This is a genomic window from Stenotrophomonas sp. HMWF003 (assembly GCF_003061285.1).
GTDB lineage: Bacteria > Pseudomonadota > Gammaproteobacteria > Xanthomonadales > Xanthomonadaceae > Stenotrophomonas > Stenotrophomonas maltophilia_AP.
The window spans coordinates 3921-7071 of sequence record NZ_QAIW01000388.1; the positions used below are offsets into that span (position 1 = coordinate 3921).

3 protein-coding genes and 1 pseudogene are annotated in these 3151 nt (G+C 67.8%); 3 read left to right on the plus strand and 1 reads right to left on the minus strand.

The features are described from left to right. The 3 genes and pseudogenes from DBR34_RS16630 to DBR34_RS16640 all read left to right on the plus strand — a co-directional run. Positions 1-325 (plus strand): annotated as a pseudogene (locus DBR34_RS16630) (hypothetical protein); the annotation flags it as partial. A gap of 20 nt (positions 326-345) precedes the next feature. Beyond that, a complete protein-coding gene (locus DBR34_RS16635) occupies positions 346-1179 on the plus strand; it encodes a pseudouridine synthase (protein ID WP_128097621.1) in 834 nt (277 codons plus the stop codon). A 92-nt stretch (positions 1180-1271) separates the two neighbouring features. Continuing rightward, positions 1272-1616, plus strand: coding sequence for a hypothetical protein (locus DBR34_RS16640; RefSeq protein ID WP_128097622.1), 345 nt, complete (start codon positions 1272-1274; stop codon positions 1614-1616). A 186-nt stretch (positions 1617-1802) separates the two neighbouring features. Here the strand turns inward: DBR34_RS16640 and kbl are convergent, their stop codons facing one another. Further along, entirely contained in the window at positions 1803-3014 is a 1212-nt protein-coding gene (kbl, locus tag DBR34_RS16645) for a glycine C-acetyltransferase (protein ID WP_128097623.1), read from the minus strand. Positions 3015-3151: the final 137 nt, after the last annotated feature.

Sequence of the window (3151 nt, forward strand, 5' to 3'; positions counted from 1 at the left end):
CACCTCCAACTTCGACCAGCAGCAGTCGCTTGATCGCGTCCTGCAGCGCCTGCGCATCGATGGCTGCCAGAACATCGCCAAGGCCATGCCCGGCGCACCGGCGATCAAGGCCAACGACCCGGCCGCCTACAAGCCGGCCACCGAATTTGACAATACGCCGTGGCGCTTTGACATGAGCCAGAACGGCAAGCGCATGACCGCCGAAGAATTCGATGCCTGGATGAAGGCCCGTGGCGTGCGCGTGGTCAAGGCGCGTCCGGTTCCCGCTGCAGCCCCGGCCGCGGCCGAAGTACCGGCTGACACCAAGCCGGGCGAGAAGAAGTAAGCCGCCCTGCGCGGAGCACGATGAGCACACGCCGGCCCCCTGCCGCGCCTGCCTCTCGACCACGCCGCCCCGAGCGGCGTGCGTCACCGGTAACACGTCCGCGCAGCGACGATGCACCGCGCCATGGCCTGGCGCGCGTGCTCTCCAAGGCCGGGCTGTGTTCGCGCACCGAAGCGGCGCGCTGGATCCAGGCAGGCCGCGTCACCGTTGATGGCCGCGTCATCAACAACCCCGAATTTCCCATCATCGACGGTCGCCACCACGTGCGCGTCGATGGCCAGCCGCTGGATGCGCCACGCCGCATCCACCTGATGCTCAACAAACCGCGCGGCCTGGTCACCACCGCCCAGGACGAGCAGGGCCGTGACACCGTCTACCGCTGTTTCGATGGTGCCGGCCTCCCGTGGATCGCGCCGGTCGGGCGCCTGGACAAAGCCAGCGAAGGCCTGCTGTTGTTCAGCAACGACCCGCAATGGGCCGCGCGCCTGACCGACCCCGCCACCGGCCCGGACAAGACCTACCACGTCCAGATCGACGCCATTCCCGATGCTGCGCAGCTGCAGGCGTTGTGCACCGGGGTGGAGGACGAAGGCGAGCATCTGCGCGCGCGCCGCGCCACCCTGCTGCGCAGTGGCGACAAGACCGCCTGGCTGGAAGTGGTGCTGGAAGAAGGCCGCAACCGGCATATCCGCCGCCTGCTGGCCGCGTTGGACATCAACGTGCTGCGCCTGGTGCGCGTGGCCATCGGGCAACTGCCGATGGGTGCGCTGGGCAAGGGCACCTGGCGCGAACTGAGCGCGCACGACCTGGACCTGCTGTATGCCGCGGCCGACGGTGCCGTGGCCCCGCCGTGACTTCCTGGCCTGCCCGTGCGTGGCAGGCCGACCGAACCGGGCAATGGATGGCCTTGTACCCGACGTTCCATTCACTCCCGGGAGATTCCCCCATGCACGCCCAACGCCTCAACCTTTCCCTGTTCCGCGGCGCCTGCCTGCTGGCGTCGGCCGCACTGCTGGCTGCCTGCGGCGGACACAAGCACACCGCCAAGGCGGACGCGCCGGTGGCTGACAAGGTGGTGGAAGTCACGACCCCTGAACTCGACGGCCGCGGCAGCTACCGTTTCATGATGAGCAACGGCGACAAGAAGATGTCGGCCGACGAGTTCGACGCCTGGATGAAGGCCAACGGCATCCGCGTGGCCAAGGGCAACGGCCAGGACCGCCCGGTCGCCGCACCGGTGGTGGTGGCCAGCAAGGAACAGGCCAAGGACAAGAAGAAAAAGAAGAAGTAACCCCGCCGCGCGCGTCGCACCGACGGTAGAGCCGACCGTTGGCCGGCTGGGGCACGCAAGACGTGCCCCGTGTCGGATGGTGATGACCCCACATCTACGGCTGATGACCTGCGACGGAGGGCAGCCGACCAACGGTCGGCTCTACCCCCCGGAATGCGCGGGTGCGGCGGTAGCGCCGTGCGGCACTCAGCCCTTGATCACGCCCAGCTCCAGACCGATGCGGGTGAACGCATCGATGGCGCGGTCCAGGTGCGCACGCGTGTGCGCGGCGCTGATCTGCGTGCGGATGCGTGCCTGGCCCTTGGGCACCACCGGGAAGAAGAAGCCGATCGCGTAGATGCCTTCTTCCAGCAGGCGCTCGGCGAACTTCTGCGCCAGCGGCGCGTCGTACAGCATCACCGGGCTGATCGGGTGCACGCCCGGCTTCACGTCGAAACCGGCCGCGGTCATCTTCTCGCGGAAGTAGGCGGTGTTCTCGGCCAGCGTGCTGCGCAGGTCGTCGGCGGCGGCCAGCATCTCGAACGCCTTGATGCCGGCGGCGACCACGTGCGGCGGCAGCGAGTTGGAGAACAGGTACGGGCGCGAACGCTGGCGCAGCAGTTCGACCACTTCGCTGCTGGCGCAGGTGAAGCCACCCAGCGCGCCGCCCATCGCCTTGCCCAGGGTGCCGGTGATGATGTCGATCTTCTCCAGCACGCCCTTGACCTCGGCCGAGCCGCGGCCGGTGGCGCCCAGGAAGCCGGTGGCATGGCATTCGTCGATGTGCACCAGCGCGTTGTACTTCTTCGCCAGCGCGGTGATTTCGTCCAGCGGGGCAATGAAGCCGTCCATCGAGAACACGCCATCGGTGGTGATCAGCTTGGTCCGGCAGCCGGCGGCATCGGCGGCCTGCAGCTGGGCTTCCAGGTCGGCCATGTCGCAGTTGGCGTAGCGGAAGCGCTTGGCCTTGCACAGGCGCACGCCGTCGATGATCGAGGCGTGGTTGAGCGCGTCGGAGATGATGGCGTCGTTCTCGCCCAGCAGCGGCTCGAACAGGCCGCCGTTGGCATCGAAGCAGGCCGCGTACAGGATGGTGTCCTGCTTGCCGAAGAACGTGGCGATCTGCTGTTCCAGCTGCTTGTGCAGGTCCTGGGTGCCACAGATGAAGCGCACCGAGGCCATGCCGAAGCCGTGGCTGTCCAGCGCGTCCTTGGCGGCCTGGATCAGGTCGGGGTGGTCGGCCAGGCCCAGGTAGTTGTTGGCGCAGAAGTTCAGCACCGTGCGGCCGTCGTCCAGGGTGATCTCGGCCGACTGCGGGCTGGTGATGATGCGTTCGGACTTGAACAGGCCCTGGGCGCGGATCGCCTCCAGTTCTTCAACGTAGTGCTGGGTCAGCGGGGCGGAGGTGGCGTCGCTCATGGCAGGCAGTCTTCGGCACGGGAAAACCGGGATTTTACCTGTCGCCGCCGGGCAGGGGGGGGGCGCTGGCGGTGGCTCGGCGGGCCGGGTGCGGTCGGAACGGTTGCACACGTGATTGTTGCATCGCAATATCAATC